We start from the raw sequence: 22,471 nt of genomic DNA, 5'->3' as shown, positions 1-22,471 counted from the left end.
AAAAAAGGAAACTCTCTTCATCGTTATCAGTTATTTCTTTGGTTGTTCGATGTCTAATGGATGTGTAAATACAAATCTTGCCCCATCCGTATATCCCGGATCCACCCAGATCTCTCCTCCCCACTTCTCTACGGTCAACTTGCAGATGGAAAGTCCCAATCCTGTGCCCTGTACGTACTCGTTCAGTTTTTCAAATCGCTCAAATACAAGCTTCTGTTTTTCCAAAGGAATACCTGTACCCGTATCCGAGACAGAAAACAGGACTTCGCTCTGCTTCTCATCCACTTTCAGCCCCAAAGTAATCTTACCGTTCCGGGTAAACTTATCGGCATTGGAAAGCAGATTGATGATAACCTGTTGCAGACGCTGAGTGTCAGTGCGCATATCCATGCTTTCACAGTCGCACTCAAAGATAAATTCATTTTCCGACTTGCGAGCCTGACTGACGGAAGCCAAAACGCGTTGGCACAACGGCACTACATCACATTCCTCAAATGTAAACGTAACCCGGTCCGCCTCCAGACGGGAAACATCCAGAATATCATTTATCAGGCGAAGCAGTAAATCAGAATTGGTTTTGATGATATCAACATACCCCTGCTGTTCATCTTCCGAACTTCCCCCGGAAGCCAATACATCCGAGAATCCCACAATTGCATTCAGCGGAGTACGGATTTCATGACTCATATTTGCGAGGAAGGCACTCTTCAGACGGCTGGACTCTTCTGCACGGTCTTTCGCATCTCTCAAAGCGCTCTCCGACTCTTGCAGTTCATCTTTCAGCTTTTTGGTATGGTAATAGAAGTACAATGAAACAAACAACCCCGCAGATAACACGACTAAAATGGTTGCAACAGTCCAGATATGATATTTATATTGTTCGTAGAATGATGGATTCTCATTCACCATTTCTATCGGCTGATGAATAAAAGACAGATCCAGACGCTTTTCCTTCACAATCTTACTATCCATCATCACTTTATTAGGGATGACTTCTACTTCTATACGATCACTGTCAACTCCTTGCAGCAGACGGACTGCCTGATACGCCATATCCTTGCCCAATGGCCGGTAAGAGGGTGTCACTCCACCTATAGCCCAATAACCGATACCGACAGAACTAATGGAAAATGTAGGTACATCACCCGCAGCTTCCATCATGGTATAAGTTGCATTACGCATAAAATATCCGTCGTACATATCCACACGCCAGGTACCCATCAACAAAGCTGTGTTCGGGGGCAATTCATGAAGTTTATCACTGATGGTATAAATCGTATTGGTACGTCCATCCAGTAGAATCAGATTTAACTCCGGATGTTTCTTCATCTCCGCTACTACATGGGCTTGCAAGGAAACGCCTCCATAACTGTTATCAGAAACAAAAGCTATATTCTTAGTATTCGGATATAAGTGTTTTATCAGATTGATATTGGCTTCCACATCATATTCGTAAACAAAACCGGCTTTGACAGAAGAATCAGTAAAGTCATTAAAGAAATCCACTGCATCAGGCATCCATGTTTTCAGATTTACAGAATCATCCGGAAGAATAATGGCATTGCGGCTTGCCAATGAAGTCAGTACCGGGAACTTTCCGCGTATAGAGTCTGCTTGTGACAGATAGGCAGCCCATGCCTCCTGACCAATTAAAACAAGTAATACAGGCGCATGCTTTCCCTCATACTTATCCAGTATCTCCGCCATTTTCGATTTCCACTGTGGCGACTCGGAGAAGCTTTTGCAGTTCATGTTTTCCAAAGCTATCGGAGCTTTTCCACCCAGACGCTCAAACTCTTCCATGAAATCGTATATATTTCCGGAAGTCTGACGAGCATCCGGATTATACGAACTGATAATCAGTACCGGGTGTTCCCCAGTCACTGCAAAAACTGATGAAAGCCCCAAAATGGATACCAGTAAGAAAAGAAAAAACTATATATTATTTTCCTAAATAAGCCCATTCAGTGAATATAGAATTGTTTTGGCAAATATACAATAAAGTTATAAGGATAGAAATAAAGTTGTAGAATTTTAAACTATAAAAAAGAAACGGGCGGTAAGAGATAGTTCATCAAACTACCGCCTTACCGCCCGTTATTATTTAAAAAAAGAATGTTTTTATCAGATATTCATCGCATTGCTTCCTAAAGCCGAAGACTCATTTTTATTTTCTCTTTTGAATATGCAAATGAAAATACCTTCTCATAAACAACACATAAATGCCACTCAATAATACAATTATCCCCAACAAATACCAATAACCATATCCCACGAAACAGAAATAACCCAATATGACCAAAGCCTGTGCCGCCATATAAATTAATGATACCCCAACATGAGGTATTTTCAACTCGTTTGCCATCAATTGATACATGTGTTTTCGGTGGGGCAAACCGATGTTCTCATGAAGCATCAGGCGATGAATAATAGTCAGGACACTATCGACACCATAAACGGATAACAGGATTATCCAACTGAAATCTTCTGTTTTAATTATAAGTCTCCCTATCAGAAAAAGGAGAATAAAAGCGATACTCACAGAACCGACATCACCCGCAAAACACTTCGCTTTCTTACGAAAATTGAAGAAACAAAAGACCAAGACGGAACAAAGAACGGTATTGATCAAAACCGGTTCTACGAACGTAGTGATCTCAGAATTGATATATGCTAATGCACCAAGGATAACCAATGAATAACCACCCGTGATGCCATTGATGCCATCCATAAAGTTATAAGCATTAATGATACCCGTACAAATAATCAAAGCTATAATGATCCACCACCAAGAAAGCGAAAACAAGCCCCATTGGTAAAACATTAGAGCCATAGCAGTAAAGTGAAACACCAACCTCAGGCCTTGGGAAGTAGAACGGATATCATCTACAAAACTGATAAAAGTGATCAGAGTCAATGCCAACATAAACCATGGATACTCCCAATGGTTACTCAGGAAATAGGCCAAAGCTCCAAAATAGAAGATTATACCGCCACCACGCAAAGTTATCCGTGAATGAGAACTACGCTCATTGGGCTTATCAATGATATTACACTTATCGGCCACTCTAAAATAAAAAAGTTCTGCTACAAAGAGCAGAACTAATATAATGATATAATACACGATTTACAATTTATAAATAGGTTAGAAACTCCGTATTGTTTTCATTATTCCATCCGCCGCACGGACGGGCATCCGGTCAATGCCAAGAGCAGATTTTATCTTCTCATTACTTACCACATAATTCTCAGTCAGTTTTCTCAGCCGTTCTGTATTCAAAGGCAAATGAAGCAGCGTACCAAGCCCTGCGCAACCTTCCATCATTTTCCTGTTCATTTTCCAGATGTGAGGCTCCTTACCCATAGCTTCACACATAAGGGCTATCAGTTCATTCGTAGACAAGGCTTCATCATCACCCATGTGATAAATACCGCTCGCTACGTCTTTTGTCAATAAGCCTTCTACTACATAGCAAAGATTATCTATAGAAGTAAACGAGCGCTTATTTTCAAAATCACCTAAAGGCCAGGGGATACCTTTCTTTACTACATTATAAAGCAAGTTCAGATTACCCTTATTACCAGGACCGTGAATCATACAAGGACGAAGTATATACACCTGTTTATCGCGCTGCATAGCAACTTTTAATTCTCCATGTTCACTTCTCAACTTACTAAGAATATATTCTTCAGCTGCAATCTTACTTTCTCCATAAGGACCAACCGGAGTAGGTATCACATCTTCTGTCAGCATATCCCCCACTACACTGTCTGCAGCAGCTTTCACAGAACTGAAAAAGATAAACTTCTTCGCAGATGATTCTAAAAAGAAATCAAATATCTTCTGCGTCAGCCCTGTATTGATATCAAAATATACCTGAGAAGCAGACTGATTCTTTGTATCATGCGCTTTGCCTGCCAAATGAATGATAGCATCAAATTTGGGTAACAGCTGCATCGGAAAAGAAGTCGTTTCAATATCTTTCCAAGCAAAAGTTTTTACTACTCCCTCCTTTTCAGGGGCGATAATATCAAGACCATAAAGGGAATGATGTCCTTTTAAGGCAAGAACAAGATTGGAGCCCACAAAACCGTGAATACCTGTAATTAATATATTCATGATTCTCTTATTATAAACTATCTAATTGTATTACAGGAATAGTATCCCAATTTATCAGTTCATCCGCCTGTTCCACATTATAGAATTCATAGTGATCCAATAGTCGTTGAAACTTAGTAAACGCACCTTTTATACCTACATAACTTTTAAAACGACGTACGGCAGGTAAGTTCTTCATGACAGGTTGTCCTTCATCAAAATCTCTCGGATGAAAATAAGTCATCATGTAATCACTATGTCTTCCCCAATGATTAATTAACCAGTAAGGAAACAAACGGAAGAAACCACCACCGGAAAAAACAATATGTTTGCCCATTATCCGATGGATATTTATAGGAAACTCTTTAATAATCCTTCCATCACCAACATCAATACGTTTCGGAACACCTTCTCCATAACTTGGCATACCACCATAATCATGAGGAGCAGGAAACATCGAACAATCATATCTGAATCCCATCTCTGCCAAACAATAAAGCGCCCAAGTATTATTCTTGGTAATAGAAAAACCCGGAGCACGAAATGCATTCACTTCCTCTCCCGTCACATCTTCTATCAGGCATTTCGCCTTCAATGTATCTGCTTTAAATGCCTTCTCATCAAAACGGAAAGACAACTCATGCTGATAGGAATGACAACCTATATGATGCCCCTGCTTTTGAATAGAACGAATCACATCTGGATGTCTTTCCGCAATCCAGCCAAGGCAAAAAAATGTTCCTTTTTGATTCCGTTTCTCTAATTCTGTGAGAATACGGTCTACTCCCTGATATATACGCACTTCATGTTTATCCCAATTGAAATCACCTGAGATAAAGTCGCAATTATACCAGTCTTCAATGTCGAAGGTTAATAGGTTCATAAAAGAAATATAGAAAAAAGATATTTATTATTATTAAGAACGGTATTTGATAACCTTAGCCGGTGATCCAGCTACTATAGCATTTGCTGGTACTTCTTTTGTCACCACCGAACCGGCTGCAACAATAGCTCCGTCATTTATCTTTGCACCAGAAACAAGAATAGAATTGGCACCAATCCATACATCATTTCCAATAATAATATCTTTTTCACTCCTCTCTTGATAAACCATTGGAATACCACACAGTTTTATACCATGATTACCACAAAACATTTTCACACCAGGACCAACTAAAACATTATCACCAAATACAATTTTAGAATGTTGCTCTGCCCAAATACAACAATCCATTGTAATACGAACATTTTCCCCTAAATAGATATTTTGTGAATTACGAAGCGAAGCACGTGCATGAATGCGATAATTTCCTTTGTGATGTATTCTTTTTCGCCAAATGACCTGCTCATGCAGAAAATAAGCAAAAGAAGAGAAGAAAGCTTTTACGAAAGAAAAAGAAAAAAATCCAGTAAATATTTCCGAAAAAATTAAGCTTATTTTTTCTTCATACCATGGTTGATGTTTGACTTCCATCTACAAATAATTGATTTTAAATATTGTAAAATAATCCAAGAAAAAGGTTTTATTATTCTAATAATTTTCTTAGGCTGTTGTAATAAACGATAAATTCCCTCTAAACCTGATTTTTGAGCCCATAAAGGAGCTCTTTCTACTGTTCCTGCAAAATATTCAAAGACCAAACCAACGCCAATACAAATTGTAGCCTCCAATTTAGGCTGCAACATCGCCATTAATTGCTCTTGCTTAGGTGCACCGAGTCCACACCAGAAAAAAGTAGGTCTTAACTTATTAATATCATCTGCTAAAGCATCAATATCATACTCTTCTATAGGTTGAAAAGGAGGAGAAACTGCATTCTTTATTACGACAGAAGAATATTCCAAAGATAGTTTTCTTTTTATAGCGGTTATTGTTTGTGGAGTACTTCCAAAAAAATAGTGAGAATATTTTTTTATTTTAGACTCTTCCAATACAGCCAAAAACAAATCAGGTCCACATGTACGCCCCACTTCCAAAAATCCTAAATTATGGGCTATCCAAATTAAAGGCATCCCATCTGGCACTGTTAAAAGCGAATTATTTTGGACATCGCAATATTTATCATTAACATTTGATAAATATGCAGTACGTGTATTTGTTACACATATATATCCTATTTTTCCTTGTAAAATATACTGATTTAGGCTATCGATTGCCATTACCAAATTAATTCTTGATATGCCTACTTTCCCAACTTTAAATCTACTAACCATTTTTCACATAAAAAATATCGAACTTATAAACAATCAAAATGTGCTATATATCTTACCAAATCAAGCATCTTCTGCATACTCACACTCATCTTGAATATTATTGTACAAATTCTTTAAAACTAATAAATCTATAACCCACATTAATGTTTAACAGTATTCCAATAAAACTTTATACTTCACTCAAGGACATAAAAGCGAACCACTATTAACCCAAATTCCTTACTAGACAACAAAAGAAGCGTCATCCTAACATTAGGAATCTTGAGACATTACCTCAATCGCATCAGAATCGTCACAATTTTTCCATATACACGGTATAATATCTGCCAATAGCGAACAGAATTTGCAATAATCCTCTCACATGGTTCAAGACGATCCGGCACTCTAAATTCTCCAGAGTGCTCTATCTCAAAGTCTACTTTGTATCGATTGTATGATTTACAATGAGTGGCCTCTTCTCCAAAACCATCATTACGTACAAGTGACCTCACTGGTGTTATACAATACCGACATTGTTTATACATTGAATAATGAAAACGAATATACCAAGAGTCAACCTTATGTTCCATATACCCTTTCAGCATACCAAAGAGATCACTTCCCCTCTTATTGAACGCTTTTTGTAAGGTAGGAGACGCTGATAGTTCCTCAAAGTCTGTTACATTCCAGTCAATAGTTTCCCATCTGTCCTTCCATGTTGCCCAACTCCAACATTGAGCTCTTTCATTTAAATATGCGTCATGAGGATAATTTCTCAAACGAGTAAGTTTACATCCATAGCCAGACACTTGCATAACGCGTTCATCCAATTCATATTTATTCAACATATCATTCATGAACCGTAAAAAACTACGCGATGTATAGAGATCGTCCTCAACAACTATAGCCTTACCATACTTATCCAAAATTTCCGAGACACCACTTATTATGCTTTTAGCAAGTCCCTTATTAACCTCACTGAAGGTATAATGCACTGACTTAAACCCTTCAATAGTTTTAACGTATTCCTGCACAGCATAAACTTTTTCAGCTTCACCTTCTTTATGATTTCGAACTCCATCCACAAAGATAAATAGATCACAATCAATAGCTTCTCTATTCTGAAGCAAAGAGGAAACAGCATTCTTTAATACCTCCAACCTATTAAAGGCAAATATTACAATAGGAGCTAACATAAACAATTATTTCATAATACATTTCATATTCCTTGTGAGTAAGATTAAGATATGTTACATAAGCAATACACATCCTAAATTAAAAAACTCACAACAATATGTTCTTCATTCAAAAAACATAAGATTTACCATCTTACAAGTAATAATCCCCTAAAAATCAACTAAAATCTTAATCATAAAACCTCAAACATCATAAATTCCAAATCATCGAAATTTTTCTGTACTTCATTTCTCCTTCTTATCTCATTTAAATTTTCAAATTCACACAAGATAAATCTGTGTACTTACTTTTCTCTAACAAAGAACATATCAGGCTTTCATATTGACTCGCCATCTGTTCAGGAAGAAATTTCCTCCAGTAATTTCTATCATTTATAGTTATGGTATCATATGCAGAAAGTAATTTAAGCAGAAACAATTCAATATTTTCAGTTTTATCAATAGGACAAAAAGTATTTTTTGACTCACACATCTCATTTTCAAGTACACTACCAGAACATGCTATCCCTAAAATCGGGCGTTCAAAATAAAAGTATTTCAATATTTTAGAAGGATAAAAAAGGCTTCCAGAACTGTCAATAGCAAGAAAAGCATCACTATTAATATAACATTCAACACACTCTTCTTCAGATACCTGACCAAGCAAATTAAAGTATTTTTGAAGACCAAGTTTAGATATAAGACTTTTATCCTTATTACAAACATATCCTACATATTTTACTTCCAACAGATTACTCAACTCAGGATATTTACACACGAATGACTTTACAGCTCTTATAAAGACTTCAGAAGTTCTGCCACTTGTCAAAGAACCAATGTGAGAAATAATTCTTTTTTTCTTATCGGATATTCCATACTTATTTACATATAAATAATTATCAGGTAAACTAATAGGCATCGATAAAATAACAATCTTGTTTCTCACTAAATCTCCATATCTGCTTATCCAAGAGTCAACCATTGACTGACTATTATGGATTATCAAATCTGCATAAGTTGCGATATCTCGCTCCATTGCATAATCTTTGTCCTTAAAATATTTTGTTTTAAATGGGCGATATGGGTTTTCTACCCATGGATCTAAGAAATGAGCCACCCAAGGTTTTCCCGTCTTTTTTTTAGTTGAAATGCTGCCCAATGTGAAGCACAAGGATAACTTACAGAATGTATATAATCAATATCCTCCCAAGCAATCTCTCGTTCCATAACCTTGACTGTTTTTACCCCCCATGACCACCATTCATATCCAGGAAGAAATGTCAAATCAGATAAAATACGGCGAACAAACGCTGCTATATATCTCACCCATACTTTTTCATGAATATTTACTACATCAAATGAATGATTTATCACATGTTTTCCGATATCTGAAATATAATACGTAAGAGAACAACATTTTGAATTAACATGGGAGAATAAAACACGCAGTATTTGTCCTCCTGGCGAATCATTAATTAAAAAAGACCTTGTTAGTACGACTCCTTTATACATAAACTACTATAAAAATACAAATTCATAATATCGATAACCTGTGGTATCTAGTTCTGTAAGCCAAGGTAATGATGTCTTAACTGCATATCCTATACACATTACAATAAAGATCAAAGCAACTATTTTCCCATACTTCACCGACAGAAGTTGAGCAATATTAGGATAGACCACTATTGTAGATACTAAATAATAATATCCCATCCGAGGAAGTGACCCCACCCCAAAAAACGTTACATCTGCAAATATTGCTATAGTTGTCATAATTGAAAGGATACGCATAGCACCTTTTGTATACTGATAATACCAAACAGAAAGAAATACAAAAACAGCATCAGCAAGTACAAGAAGTTTAGAAAGTTCAAAAGTTTCATTTTCATTTTCAAGATAGTCACCTAACCTAAAATCACCAAATAAAACAGATAATTGCAGCAAGTATGTGTGAAAAATTTCAGTCCGCAAGTAATATACAAAAACAAAAAAAACAAAAAAATCATAGGAAGTTTAAATCCCAATCTATGATTGCTCTTCTTTGGTTCTAAAAAACCTATAGATACGTTCAAATAGTAAAGCAAGATAGCAGGAAACATTACTAATGCTGAATTATGAATTAAAAAAGCTGTAAAGAGAGGGATAAAACAATATAATAATTTAAATTTTCTTTTCTCTACAGCTAGAATAAATGGTAACATACAAACTTCCACAGCTAATCCTTGACGCAAAGCTTTCATTTGAATAAGCATCATTCCAAACATAAAGAAAAATAATATAGCTGGTAACCACTTATAAGAATGAGATGAGAATCTTTGGGCAAGTTTTGTAAGAACAAAAACTTCAAACAGAGCTATACAGCACACAAAGAACTCGAAACCAAACGGTTGGAATATCTTATATAAAAAGACCCACAACGGTTCATCTTCAGCCGTTCGGGTATCAATCATAGAAAATCCTATCTTATACCCATCATAATCCCCTTCTACATTACTTTGAAATCCCATAATGAGAAAAACGAAAGCAAATCCCAAGAAGAGGGGCATTTTTTTCCTCAAAACAAAACTAACAATAATAAGAAATATTCCTATATATAATATTATCATTTAGCAATACTATTCAATACACTATTCAAAATTACCACATTTCTTTCTTTAGAAAACATCTCTTTTAGTGCTGAATTACAAGAATTAAGTTGTCGCTTTAAATCAATGAAGTCAGCATTGTAATCACTAATAGCTCGATGAAACGCTTCTTTCGAATTTATGGGAAAAAGCAAAGCCAAGCGACCATTATATGAATACTCTTGTGATTCTTCAGAACAAGCTGCAATAGAAGGTAAACCCATAATTCCACATTCAGCCATTGCAAGATTTGCATGAGGAATGGTAAAATAACTAAGATTACAATAACACTGCTGCATAATATGACCTAACATATAGGTAGCCGGTATACAACGAATACGGATATCTTGTAAAATAGCTTCGCGCACTTGATAATAATAACTTTTAATTCCAAATGAAGCAAGTACTTTCTTTACTTTTTCTCTCACCCCAGTCCCTACACAATTGGGATCAATACCCAATACCAACAATCGTGCATTCTCATTTTTTATACACTTTGAAAAAGCATCTAATATTTCTACTGCACCCTTGATTTTCTGTACGCCTCCAGTGTAAAGGTAAACTTTTAGATTAGTCGCATCTTCTCCTAAAATCTCTGATATGGGCCGATACTCAAAACGAGAATCCATATCTATCCAATCATAAACTATAGATATTTTATTATATGAGGACGCAAACATTGAAGCACTATATTTATTGATAGCTATCACAGCATCTGCATATTGCCTTACAGCCTCCTGAGCCCATTTAAGCTGGTGCTTATGTTCAGTTAGCGGCCAGTGTTCACGAATATGAATTATGGTTTTACAGCCATATTCTTTTGCTGGCTTCAGATAATTGTATATCATCATATTATTAAGATATACTATATCTATTTTATACCTCTTCAGCAGTTGTTTAAATGTAGGAATCGATAGTATTACCATACTATATGATTTTAAGGAAGAGATACTATACAATGTGTGATTATAGGGTATTGCTGTCATTTTGGAAAACAATACCACTTTTATACCTAACTTCTCAATCTCCAAACGTAAAGGTCCATCTACACATAATGCAACAATCGGTTCTATATAAGTTCGATCAATTACTTTCAGAATATTCAGTAAACAGAAACTTCCTCCTCCTATTACTGAAGAGTGATGAAGAAAAAGTGTTGTTTTTCTCATATATTAATTTACAAAAACTCTTTGTTGATAAAAAATCACACAACCTTAAACGGACAAGATTTTAAGAGTTCTTCTTTTGAAAAAATAATAGGTTTATAGTCTTTAATACTATTCTCAAATGACGTTACACTATATTCCTCTCTTAAATCAATACAATTACAAACTCTTTCTACTGCAGAGAAATAGTCTAAGTATTTAAAACCATCGCCTACAATTTTTTCAGAAAATTTAACCCATAAATTAGGTATACCATAAGCATCAGACAGTATCAGTCCATGTAAAGAACTGGACAATATATATCTACATGAACAGATCTGATTTATAATTTCTTTCCAGTCTTTATAATGCTGAATATCTATAAGTCGAATTCTCTTATTTTTATTTAAGAGTTCTATCAATATAGGGTCTCTTAGATCTACATAATGAGGAATAATTCCAATAATATCATTCTGTTCGATTACAGGTTTATAAAGATGTGGTAGTAGTAAAGCCGGATCACCAAATACATCAGGACAACTAATCCCGTTGTTAACAAGCAACTGTTTTGTTAACCTCCCTCTCACTGCAACTACCTTTAATGGTCTTCTTTCTTTGGGAAGGCAGACATTACTATCCATTATGCCGCTACCCCATACAATAGATTCATTAGTTGATTTCCATTCAATTATAGAACCAATACCCATTATGTTAACCATTCGGTTGTGGAAGAATTCATCTATATTCAATACTTTTTTCCCAGATAGTCCTTGAAACAATACAGCATTAATATCGTCACCGATATTAAATGGAACAACCTTACGTCCCCACTGTTTAAATGAGCAATTAACTATTAAAAAATCCTCAGAAGATCCTAAATAATAATATATTGTATTATAAAGTTTTCTAATGTTTCGTATTATATAGTAGCCTATACAATAATTCACTATTGATTTCATCCTCAATATAATCATACTGCTTCAAATTACCACAACAAAGCTATAGAAACTATCACCATTATTATTTATTTCTAAAAAGTTGAATCAACTTTTTAGAAATAAATAATCTCTCATTTTTCTTTATTCCGACTAAAAAAGCTGTTACACATACAGACAGTATAGAGGTACAAACAACAGCAATAAGTCTAATAAAATTGCATGGTAAAGAACAACATACAATAACCGGAAGTATTGATGATATAACAATAACTAACAATATCGGTAAATAAATATTTGCTATACTTTTCATAATAGACAAATCAATATTTTGCTTTAATAACACAATACGCAGAATTTGAGCTACACATTCAATAAAAAACTGGACAACAAAAACAGAAAAAGCAGGTGCACCTAATTTTAGTACTATGTACGATATAGGCAGTGTCAGTAGAAGTGAACCTCCTACAATAATTTGATATCTTCTTACTTTGCCTGTTGCTTGGTTTGCTATTACATATGGATTAGATATAGCATATATCAGTGATATCAAAATCATTATTCTAGCAAATTCCACAGTATTCTTAGGAACCTCCGTTAACCATAAAGCCAATAAATATTCTGTTTCTAAAAAAATAGGTAGCGCAAAAACAAACAATAAATAGAAAGAATATCTAGCACTTCTAAACATAAGCATGTATGTTGTCTCTAAATTATCTGTTGCATAACTTTTTGTAATCTGTGGATTTATAGCCATTTGAAAATTTGTCACAAACTGCTGTACTACAGCTTGAACCTGAACGGCAATTCCACGAGCTGCATTTACTACAGGACCAAAAAAGACGTTCAACATAATATTCACACCTTGAGTACTAAGCACACCAGCCAAATTACCCCAAAAGCTCCAGCCCGCAAAACCTGCCATTTCCTTCAAAAGAGTTTTATCAAATTGATGTTGGTAGTTTGATTCTTCAAAATGTTTATGACAATAACACATATACATAGAACGTATAATCAATTGTACTATTAATAACAGTACTGCATATACAATAAGTCTATCATCCCATGGAGAAATATATAACAAATAAACTATAGCTAATTTTGTTAATACTTCAAATATCGAAATATAAGCAAACGCCGACATTTTCTCATGTGCTATTATGTCTGCATTATACGGAACAGACATAATGTTAATCACACACACTACAATAGAACATTGGTATACCCACATAGCCGCAACCATACGATCTTCTGGAATAATCATTTTATTTTGAAGAAACCATAAACCAATAGTCTCTCCCAAACAAACAATGATAAATGAAATTAGTCCATGTATTTGAATGGAGGTAGAAAAAACTTTTCTTAACAGACAAATATCACCTTTTCCCAATTCAAAAGTAATATAACGCTGAGTAGAAACAACCATACTCCCATTAATAAATGAAAACATAGCAATAATTCCACCTACTACACTATAAATACCATAATCTTCAACTCCTAATGATTGTATTACAATTCTAGAGGTAAAGAAAGATACACCCATAACTAATATCATTCGAAGATATAGTAAAGATGTATTTTTTGCTATACGTTTATTATTTTCTGTTGTAATCACATTAACGCTTTCTGTCATGACAAATAGCCACTTCTATACCTAAGCCAAATCAATAAAATAGTAGTAAATCTAAGGATTTAATTTCAAAACAAATAATCATCAATCCATAAATCTCGCTTACTGAACGAACACGAACTACATAAAAAGTTCTTCATAATAGCATAAAATCCAAGATTTCAATCACAACAAACATCAGTTGAATAAGTGATTCACCCAATCAACTGTTGAACTAAAAATATTAATTCATTAGAAAAAATACAAAGATTAACTTTTCCTCCAAACCATATGATTAATAATCCCCACATAGCTCTGAATCAACTTCACAACTTTAGTAGAAACATTGATCTCCACATAAGCAGGAACATCAGAAATATCATCCTCATTAGAGTGCATCTCTACGGCCATATTCACAGCTTGAAGTACAAGATCCGACGAAATAGAGCCAATTGTAAATACCCCCTTATCCATAGCCTCAGGACGTTCTGTAGAAGTACGAACACTTACCGCTGGAAAATGAAAGAATGCGCTTTCTTCAGGTACTGTACCAGAGTCTGAAACCACACAAAAGGCATTTTGCTGAAGTTTATTGTAATCAAAGAATCCAAGAGGTGTATGCTGAATAACTTTGTCATTGAACTTAACCCCCCTCTTCTCAATCATTTTCCGGCTACGGGGATGGCAACTGTACAAAACTGGCATATCATACGTCTCCGCCATCGAATTAACTGCATTCATCAGTGAAAAGAAGTTTGATTCAATATCAATGTTCTCTTCTCGATGAGCCGAAAGAAGAATATATTTGCCTTTCTTAAGTCCAAGACGTTCAAGAATATCACTTGCTTCAATCTGAGGCAGAACTTCTGTGAGAACTTCTGCCATAGGTGAACCGACTACATAGGTGTACTCTGGCTTAACTCCAGACTGAAGAATATATCTACGAGCATGTTCTGAGTAGCAAAGATTAACATCGCTAGTAACGTCAACAATTCTACGAATTACCTCTTCAGGAAGATTCTCATCTTTGCAACGATTTCCAGCTTCCATATGGAAAATAGGTATTTTAAGACGTTTTGCAGCAATAACACTAAGACATGAATTAGTGTCACCAAGTACGATCACTGCATCTGGTTTCACCTCCACCATCAGATTATAAGCCTTTGAAATGACATTACCCATAGTCTCTCCAATGTTGACACCTACTACACCTAAGTAATAGTCCGGTTCACGAAGTCCCAGGTCTTTAAAAAAAACTTCATTGAGATTATAATCATAGTTCTGACCTGTATGCACAAGTACATGATTGAAATATTTATCACTTTTCTTTATGATTGCAGACATCTTAATAATCTCAGGGCGAGTGCCGACAATCGTCATCAGTTTCAGTTTCTTCATACCTATTTCAAGTTATAATGAGGATATAATTCTTTATGAGCTCTTATCCATTCAGCCATTTCCCGAACCATACTATCATAATCCGGAATCTGGTAGTTAAACTTGTTGTTGGTACGAACAAGAGTCTTATCTGCCACAACTCCTTCCACAGGATAGATGGTGAGTTCATCATTACGCAAATAGTGATTGAACAGTTTTAAAAGCTCGTATTTGGAAATATTGGTAGCAGGAACCATATTGATAAGTCCACTAACCTTAGTCATGGCAGCTACTTCCATGGTTTTAGCCAACTGTATCGTAGTCTGACCTGTCCACATAGCTCCTGTAAAACCATTTACAACTCCCTCCTGCTGCATAAACCAGTTAAGAAGTCCAATACCTTTTTGCCTGATATCCGGTCCTACAATGGAGTTGCGAAGAGTAAGATTTTTATCATCATTGATTTCTCCCAAAGCCTTACTTCTATCATAGAAAGTTGCTCCATCAGGGAAGGAGGTTTCTGTATATGGTCCAGTCTTACCTGAAAAAACACAATCTGTACTCATATGAATTACCCGAGTGCTGGAACCTTCAGTTGCTTTTACAAGACAGTGTGGCAAATAACTATTCAAGAATACTGCTGCTGCCTTATTATTCTCAGCAAACTGATTAAGGATTCCAATACAATTAATCACTACGTCATATTTACCTTCTGTAAGATTTTTCACAATAAAGTTTGTGTCGTATGCATCGCCTATTACAGTATCAACATGATCAGACTTATTTCTAGCAAAGCCAATTACTTCATGGCCTTGCTCTTTCAAATATAATGCAATGACATGACCTGCCATACCATTACATCCTAAAATAAAAAATTTCATTATCCGCCTTCCGTTATTATTCTGAGCGAATTTCTCTTGCCTTTATTCGTGGAAGCATTCCAAGATCTTCTTGAATGAATCTCAATTTCAGCAGAAGTTCCTTCATTCCCTCAACATTTAAACGTCTTGTATTGTGAGAGTGGTAATCTTTCACTTTATTTACACTTTCATTTCCTACTGTGAAGTATTTATCATAGTTAAGGTCACGAGTATCACATGGAATACGATAATAATCACCCATATCGATGGCTTTAGCCATCTCTTCACAAGTAACAAGAGTTTCATAGAGTTTCTCGCCATGACGGGTACCAATAATGCGCACTTCTGTTTCGCCATATTTAGGATCGATTTTAGCATAGGTCTGCTTGAGGGCTTCGGCAAGAACATCAAGAGTAGCAGCAGGAGCTTTTTGTATAAAGAGATCACCATTCTCAGCATGAGTAAAGGCATAAATCACCAAATCCACGGCATCATCCAATGTCATCATAAAGCGTGTCATATGGGGATCGGTAATAGTGATAGGTTTACCTTGTTCCATCTGCTCTACCCAAAGTGGAATAACCGAACCTCGGCTAGCCATGACATTACCATAACGGGTACAACAGATAGTGGTCTGTGCATTCAGACCGAGTTCACGTCCTTTGGCTATAGCTACTTTCTCCATAAGAGCTTTGGAAATGCCCATGGCATTGATCGGATAAGCTGCCTTATCGGTAGAAAGGACTACAACGTTCTTGACTCCATGCTGGATAGCTGAGAGAAGAACATTGTTAGTACCTACTACATTGGTCATAGTAGCTTCTATTGGAAAAAACTCACATGATGGTACTTGTTTGAGAGCAGCGGCTGCAAATACATAATCTACGCCCCGCATAGCTATGTCTACAGATGTTTTTTCGCGAACATTACCAATATAGAATTTGACTTTGTTAGCAGCTTCAGGATACTGTGCTTGAAGGTGATGGCGCATATCGTCTTGCTTCTTCTCATCGCGTGAGAAAATACGAACTTCGCGAATGTCGCTTGTAAGGAAACGACGAAGCACAGCATTACCGAAACTACCTGTGCCGCCTGTGATAAGCAGGACTTTGTCTTGAAATACTGACATTTTGATTTCTATATTTTATATATCGCCCCTCCTGCAGTGCAAGTAGAGCTCATGCTTGTGATTTATTCACCTGCAGGAGCGACGCTTTTTTTAATGTTATTACTTATATTTTGATTAAAGCGTTTCCCTTTTTGGAAGAAAAAATAGATTTCGAGAATAAATCTTTCTATAAGTTTTAAGTCAATAAAGTCTACGCTTCTAACAACAAATTATTAAATTCTTAGTCTCGCTGAAAAATATCTCTCGTATACACCTTCTCCTTCACATCATTCAAACATACATCATAGCGATTAGCTATAATGGCTTGACACTGTTGCTTGAATTTAGCCAAATCATTTACCACTCTACTACCAAAAAAAGTTGTTTCATTTTCTAAAGTAGGTTCGTAAATAATCACTTCTGCTCCTTTAGCTTTAATACGTTTCATTACTCCTTGAATAGAGGATTGACGAAAATTGTCAGAGTTTGATTTCATAGTGAGGCGATAAACTCCAATCACACATTTTTTTTCCTCAGATGGTTTATAATCGCCTTTATTATAATAGTCATAATATCTAGCCATACGTAGAACCCTGTCGGCTATAAAATCCTTACGCGTGCGGTTACTTTCCACGATAGCACTCATCATATTCTGCGGAACATCTTGATAATTAGTCAGCAGCTGTTTGGTATCCTTCGGCAGACAATAGCCACCATAGCCAAAACTGGGATTGTTGTAATGTGTACCAATACGAGGATCAAGGCCCACGCCCTGAATAATGGACTGTGAGTCCAAACCTTTAACTTCTGCATAGGTATCCAACTCGTTAAAATAACTGACACGAAGAGCAAGATAGGTATTAGCAAAGAGTTTCACAGCTTCCGCCTCCTTCATACCCATGAAGAGTGTAGGAATATCCTGTTTAATGGCCCCCTCCTGTAATAGACCTGCAAAAGTATAAGCAGCTTGTTTTAATGCCGGAATATCAGCAATGTGACAAATAGCTTCGTTCTCCTCCTTAAACTGTTCATCTACAATGAGCTTGGGATATCCCACAATAATGCGACTAGGATAAAGGTTATCGTAAAGCGCCTTACTCTCACGTAGGAACTCCGGTGAGAATAGTAAATTCAATTTCTGTAATCCTTTCTGCGCATACTTTACATAGAGACTGCGACAGTATCCCACAGGAATAGTAGATTTAATTACCATTACAGCATCTGGATTTACACTCAACACCAAATCAATCACATCCTCAATGTGGTGAGTATCAAAATAATTTCTAATCGGATCATAATTAGTAGGTGCTGCAATAATGACAAAATCTGCATTACGATAAGCAGCTGCTCCATCAAGAGTAGCTGTGAGGTTCAGTTCCTTCTCCAATAAATACTTTTCAATATATTCATCTTGAATAGGTGACTGCTTGCGGTTCAACATCTCTACCTTTTTGGGTATCACATCCACTGCTATCACCGAATGATGTTGTGCCAACAAAGTGGCAATACTCAGTCCGACGTAGCCAGTACCGGCTACAGCTATTTTTATTTCTCTGGGCATAATTTTAGATATAATTAAGTATAGAGTAAAAAATGAACTTCTCTTATTATTTTCATAAGCAGCCACTTTATACCCATTTCAGCCTAAGGTAATTACTTATGTTTATCCACCAAGAATATTGAAATATCCTAATAATTATTCTGCAATTTGTACTTTCAGATGCAATTTTCTCACAAATTTCAGATCATGCTCTACCATTATCTTCACCAATTCAGATAAACTTGTTTTTGTAGGATTCCAACCAAGCAAAGTCTTGGCTTTAGTAGGATCTCCCAATAGCTGTTCAACTTCACAAGGACGGAAATATTTAGGATCAACTTCAACTAATACCTTACCGGTCTTCATATCAATCCCTTTTTCATTCACTCCTTCACCTTCCCAACGAAGTTCAATATTCACCTCCCCGAAGGCCAAAGTAGCAAATTCACGAACTGTATGCATCTCACCTGTAGCTATTACAAAATCTTCGGGAACATCATGCTGAAGGATCAACCACATACACTCCACATAATCTTTGGCATACCCCCAGTCACGACGGGCAGATAAATTACCCAGGTACAGTTTATCCTGAAAGCCCTGAGCTATTCGGGCGGCTGCTAATGTAATCTTACGCGTAACAAACGTCTCTCCTCTCCGTTCACTCTCATGATTGAACAGAATACCGTTAACAGCAAACATATTGTAGCTCTCACGATAATTCTTCGTTATCCAAAAGCCGTATTGTTTAGCTACTCCATATGGACTACGGGGATAGAAAGGAGTAGTTTCCGATTGGGGAACTTCCTGCACTTTACCGTAAAGTTCCGAAGTGGAGGCCTGATAAATCTTTGTCTTTTTCTCCAATCCCAAAATACGGACAGCCTCCAACATCCGGAGAGTACCAATTGCATCCGATTCCGCAGTATATTCAGGTACATCAAAACTGACCTTCACATGACTTTGTGCAGCAAGGTTGTATATTTCGTTTGGCTGAACCAACTGAATAATTCGAATTAGTGAACTACTATCCGTCATGTCTCCATAATGAAGATTTATCAGACGATCTTTCTTCATATCGCGTACCCATTCATCCAAATAAAGGTGCTCGATACGCCCAGTGTTGAAAGAGGAAGAACGTCGAAGAATACCATGAACTTCGTAACCTTTTTCTATTAAAAATTCAGCAAGAAAAGAACCGTCTTGTCCAGTGATACCTGTAATTAATGCTATTTTTTTCATATTATACTATATAATGCTCAATTGTGAATCTTATTCCTAAATAGAATAACTATTCTTCCACCGCTTCCCACGGATACTGATTCTCCTCAAACCCCTTCAACTCCTCTGCAATCTCCGCCTGCTCCAAGCTCAACCCTGCCTTATCCCAAGTATTTATAATTTCATGAGCCTCCTTTGCCAAACTCTCATCATAACACTCACTATAACAATAAGTTAACAAACGCACCTTCAGCAATGACGCAGAAAGCTTCGGAAGTACCTCCCAGCTACGATCCAGAACATTCTGAATATATTCCTGTTTGCAGCCATTATCATAAATCGTTGCAGCGAAAGCCACTAACAAACCAAGGCAAAGTTCAGCCTCCTCTTCGGCCGTAGCTCCATGAATGTTGTAAAGTTCGATAGCCTGTTCGTAAACATCACGGTTCAAACGCGTAAATTGGTCCGCATAAATGGGACTTCCATCAAGCCCGTAGGTTAGAAGATCATGGGCTAAGGAAAATAATGATGAAGAATTAGAATTCATATTATTAAATGTTTTATTTCAATCAACAGTTAACGGCTCAACAAGCGAAGGCGGGATAAAGGTAGTAGCTACAGCCATGACACCTTCAATATTGACTACCACACGGCGATCATGGCGAATACGGACAAACTCACCGATTACGCCTTTGAAAACACCATCAGTGATACGAACCTTCTGACCTTTTACCAAATTCAGTTCGGCTGCTTCCATATAAAGAATTGGCTCATCGTGACTACCCGCTACCAGAATAAAACTGCGCATCTGCGCATCAGGAATAACTACCGGACGGCAATGTTCACGATTCATAATGAAACGTATAGGCATCGTTCCCTCAAGCTCGTCCTTCAAAGCATCAATACGTTTGCGCGTAGAATGAACGAAGACAAGATTATGTATGGCGGGCACCAATCTACGGACACGCTTACCACCTTTCATCACCATTCCATAGCACATAGGAATAAAGCTCTCTATGTTCTCCTTATCAAGAATAGACTTAAGAGTCAGTTCACGACTATAAGAGACACGAACAGCAAACCAATGGAGATTTTGAGAGTTGAAAGTTGAAAGCTGAGAGTGAGTACTTTCAGTCATGATATTTTCGCAAAGCAACTTCGCGTAAGGATATTTTTTAGGGACACCGGAGTAGTGAAATACCTACCGGTCAAATTATGTAATGCGATTATTTTAAATAACTTATGCTGCATTCATTTCATTTCAGAACTTCCTACCATCGCGGAAAAAGAAGCTGTGAAACATCTATGTGGAGCTTCTGGAGTCAAAAGCTATAAACGGGTGATTAAGGAAGATTAGTTGTCTTTTAATCGTTCGTTTAATGGGCGCAAAGGTAAAAGGTATTTTTTGAATGACCAAAATGTTTGATAAAAATATTTTCTCAGACCCTCTTTTTTTTATGTAAGTATCTCATGTGTAAGATTTTACATTCTGAAAAAATATCATTAATATCTATTCAACTTGATGTTTTTATAAGAGACATTTTCTTTACAAATATTGGTGTCCATTAAACGAACGTTTTTTGAACACCTATCCATTTTTACTCCAATAAATTATATATCAGCCAATTAATCGCCGTAAATCAGTATATATAATCAATATTATTCTAAGATTCTTACTTACTCTTTCTTTTTTACACTAATCTTCGTAGCTTGAAACATATTTTTCCATCACTAATTCAGACATTAAAAATCATAGAAGTATGGTAAAGAACAAATTTAATAGAGCTATACACAACGAACCTCCTGTGTACATATGGAAAAACAGATTGACTGTGATTACACATTTCTTGTGCAAAAAAGGAATATCTATAAACAATAATAATAAACATAAAGCTATTAATACAGACATTAATAGATATTACCGAAGAATACAATTACTAAAATTGAAGAAGTAAGAAAGGTCTATTAAAAAAAATGCGTAGTTAAATCATTATTCACCTCAATAGCCTTACAAACGTTTACCTGCTGAAATACACTGCTACAATAGTCTGTTGATGAACGCTTGGTACCTACTTCCTTATGAATTACATGCCCTTTTACTTGTTATTACATAGCTTTTTCTTTGGATTCAGATCCTTTCTCCTTTGTTTTAGAATGTTGCATTTGGATGTGCGTACAGTTGTAGTGCACGTGCTTCACTGCTGTAAAGCACGTGTATCACTACTGTGAGTCACGATGTTCACGATCGTAGTCATATCTAAAACACTCTATGTCAACAGAGTATACATGCGTAGTTTGCGCAATGGACATAAGGGATTGACACTTACAATCCCTGCTTTGGATGGACAAAAGTAGGTGGAAAAACGCCTGAAATGAAAGGGTGTAAAAACGAATAGTGTAGGCAAAAAAGAGGGGTAACGGAAAGATAATCAAAGATATATCTCTGATATAGGTGGAGTGTAGGTAAATTTGCCTACACTCTGCCTACACTTACCTACACTCCACTCTATTGCCGATGAACAGGGCGATGCAGAAGGTGAGTGTAAGCGTGTAGGTAAAAGTGTGCATAAACTCCAGATAGAGCTGAA

At 36.2% G+C, this 22,471-nt stretch carries 21 protein-coding genes; all 21 read right to left on the bottom strand.

What is annotated here, in order from left to right; all coding sequences use genetic code 11:
• Positions 1-30: 30 nt before the first annotated feature.
• Entirely contained in the window at positions 31-1,803 is a 1,773-nt protein-coding gene (locus tag BN161_RS22675; protein ID WP_244436598.1) for a sensor histidine kinase, read from the bottom strand.
• Positions 1,804-2,167: 364 nt separating this feature from the next.
• Entirely contained in the window at positions 2,168-3,124 is a 957-nt protein-coding gene (locus tag BN161_RS22670) for an MraY family glycosyltransferase (RefSeq protein WP_044270496.1), read from the bottom strand.
• Positions 3,125-3,145: 21 nt separating this feature from the next.
• The gene (locus BN161_RS22665) at positions 3,146-4,120 is read right to left on the bottom strand and encodes an NAD-dependent epimerase/dehydratase family protein (protein WP_044270494.1); all 975 of its coding nucleotides are present in this window, start codon (positions 4,118-4,120) and stop codon (positions 3,146-3,148) included.
• 10 nt (positions 4,121-4,130) lie between these two features.
• Complete coding sequence (locus tag BN161_RS22660; protein WP_044270492.1) at positions 4,131-4,982, bottom strand: polysaccharide deacetylase family protein; 852 nt, start codon at positions 4,980-4,982, stop codon at positions 4,131-4,133.
• A 33-nt stretch (positions 4,983-5,015) separates the two neighbouring features.
• Complete coding sequence (locus BN161_RS22655) at positions 5,016-5,573, bottom strand: acyltransferase (RefSeq protein ID WP_044270490.1); 558 nt, start codon at positions 5,571-5,573, stop codon at positions 5,016-5,018.
• Positions 5,534-6,259 (bottom strand): WecB/TagA/CpsF family glycosyltransferase, encoded by a 726-nt coding sequence (locus BN161_RS22650; RefSeq protein WP_167332568.1) that lies wholly within the window; start codon positions 6,257-6,259, stop codon positions 5,534-5,536. Before BN161_RS22650 ends, BN161_RS22655 begins: the two co-directional genes overlap by 40 nt.
• A gap of 323 nt (positions 6,260-6,582) precedes the next feature.
• Positions 6,583-7,488: a glycosyltransferase family protein gene (locus tag BN161_RS22645; RefSeq protein WP_044270488.1), complete on the bottom strand. Its 906-nt coding sequence runs from the start codon at positions 7,486-7,488 to the stop codon at positions 6,583-6,585.
• Between the two features lie 247 nt (positions 7,489-7,735).
• The gene (locus BN161_RS22640; protein WP_044270486.1) at positions 7,736-8,584 is read right to left on the bottom strand and encodes a glycosyltransferase family protein; all 849 of its coding nucleotides are present in this window, start codon (positions 8,582-8,584) and stop codon (positions 7,736-7,738) included.
• Positions 8,569-8,979 (bottom strand): hypothetical protein, encoded by a 411-nt coding sequence (locus tag BN161_RS22635; protein WP_125910911.1) that lies wholly within the window; start codon positions 8,977-8,979, stop codon positions 8,569-8,571. Before BN161_RS22635 ends, BN161_RS22640 begins: the two co-directional genes overlap by 16 nt.
• Before the next feature lie 6 nt (positions 8,980-8,985).
• Entirely contained in the window at positions 8,986-9,411 is a 426-nt protein-coding gene (locus BN161_RS22630) for an EpsG family protein (protein WP_044270482.1), read from the bottom strand.
• Positions 9,372-10,073 (bottom strand): EpsG family protein, encoded by a 702-nt coding sequence (locus BN161_RS22625; RefSeq protein WP_044270479.1) that lies wholly within the window; start codon positions 10,071-10,073, stop codon positions 9,372-9,374. Before BN161_RS22625 ends, BN161_RS22630 begins: the two co-directional genes overlap by 40 nt.
• Complete coding sequence (locus tag BN161_RS22620; protein ID WP_044270478.1) at positions 10,070-11,260, bottom strand: glycosyltransferase; 1,191 nt, start codon at positions 11,258-11,260, stop codon at positions 10,070-10,072. Before BN161_RS22620 ends, BN161_RS22625 begins: the two co-directional genes overlap by 4 nt.
• 35 nt (positions 11,261-11,295) lie before the next feature.
• A complete protein-coding gene (locus tag BN161_RS22615; RefSeq protein WP_209441921.1) occupies positions 11,296-12,195 on the bottom strand; it encodes a polysaccharide pyruvyl transferase family protein in 900 nt (299 codons plus the stop codon).
• 61 nt (positions 12,196-12,256) lie between these two features.
• Positions 12,257-13,804: an MATE family efflux transporter gene (locus BN161_RS22610; RefSeq protein ID WP_044270473.1), complete on the bottom strand. Its 1,548-nt coding sequence runs from the start codon at positions 13,802-13,804 to the stop codon at positions 12,257-12,259.
• A gap of 246 nt (positions 13,805-14,050) precedes the next feature.
• Entirely contained in the window at positions 14,051-15,178 is a 1,128-nt protein-coding gene (gene wecB, locus BN161_RS22605) for a non-hydrolyzing UDP-N-acetylglucosamine 2-epimerase (RefSeq protein WP_044270471.1), read from the bottom strand.
• Positions 15,179-15,180: 2 nt separating this feature from the next.
• Complete coding sequence (locus BN161_RS22600; RefSeq protein ID WP_044270469.1) at positions 15,181-16,038, bottom strand: SDR family oxidoreductase; 858 nt, start codon at positions 16,036-16,038, stop codon at positions 15,181-15,183.
• Positions 16,039-16,054: 16 nt separating this feature from the next.
• Positions 16,055-17,146: a polysaccharide biosynthesis protein gene (locus BN161_RS22595; protein ID WP_044270467.1), complete on the bottom strand. Its 1,092-nt coding sequence runs from the start codon at positions 17,144-17,146 to the stop codon at positions 16,055-16,057.
• Between the two features lie 220 nt (positions 17,147-17,366).
• Positions 17,367-18,686, bottom strand: a complete 1,320-nt coding sequence (locus BN161_RS22590; RefSeq protein WP_044270465.1) for a nucleotide sugar dehydrogenase — start codon at positions 18,684-18,686, stop codon at positions 17,367-17,369.
• 135 nt (positions 18,687-18,821) lie between these two features.
• On the bottom strand, positions 18,822-19,904 hold the full coding sequence (gene gmd / locus BN161_RS22585; RefSeq protein WP_044270463.1) for a GDP-mannose 4,6-dehydratase: 1,083 nt from the start codon (positions 19,902-19,904) through the stop codon (positions 18,822-18,824).
• 49 nt (positions 19,905-19,953) lie between these two features.
• Entirely contained in the window at positions 19,954-20,430 is a 477-nt protein-coding gene (locus tag BN161_RS22580; protein WP_044270461.1) for a UpxZ family transcription anti-terminator antagonist, read from the bottom strand.
• 18 nt (positions 20,431-20,448) lie between these two features.
• On the bottom strand, positions 20,449-21,021 hold the full coding sequence (locus BN161_RS22575) for a UpxY family transcription antiterminator (protein WP_034753688.1): 573 nt from the start codon (positions 21,019-21,021) through the stop codon (positions 20,449-20,451).
• Between the last annotated feature and the right edge of the window lie 1,450 nt (positions 21,022-22,471).

Source organism: Bacteroides timonensis, assembly GCF_000513195.1.
Lineage (GTDB): Bacteria > Bacteroidota > Bacteroidia > Bacteroidales > Bacteroidaceae > Bacteroides > Bacteroides timonensis.
Note: the sequence above shows the minus strand (reverse complement) of the source record. Positions and strands in the feature narration are given on the sequence as shown.